The sequence below is a fragment of the Streptomyces sp. SP18CS02 genome, assembly GCF_036322365.1.
Classification (GTDB): domain Bacteria; phylum Actinomycetota; class Actinomycetes; order Streptomycetales; family Streptomycetaceae; genus Streptomyces.
The window spans coordinates 1-300 of sequence record NZ_JAQYXC010000154.1 but is presented as its reverse complement, the minus strand read 5'-3'; the positions used below and the strand labels follow the sequence as shown (position 1 = coordinate 300).

Annotated in this window: 1 protein-coding gene; it reads right to left on the bottom strand. The window is 77.0% G+C overall.

What is annotated here, in order from left to right; translation table 11 throughout:
- Positions 1–195: 195 nt before the first annotated feature.
- Positions 196–300: DUF1416 domain-containing protein (locus PUR26_RS01070; RefSeq protein ID WP_329868284.1), on the bottom strand; the 105-nt coding region annotated here is incomplete at its 5' end.

The window sequence follows — 300 nt, the reverse complement described above, 5'->3', positions numbered from 1 at the left end:
GCCGCCATCATCCCGAAGTAGACGTGCCGGCGCCGCGCGTACATACCTCCAGCGTACGTCCGAAGGGCCGCACCTCGTTCCCGGGAAGCGTCCAACCCCCAGGAGGTGCGGCCCTTCGGCCGGTCCGCGGGCCGTGACGGCCCGAAGCCCGAGAGGCGCCCCCGGCGCCGGACGGCCCGGGGGGCGCGTCACGAGCTAGACGGCGATCGCGACCTCGGCGAGGCCCCCGGTCTCGGCGACGCCCGTACGGTCCGCCGTGGCGCCCGGGACGAGCGCCCGGACGGTCCAGGTGCCCTCGGC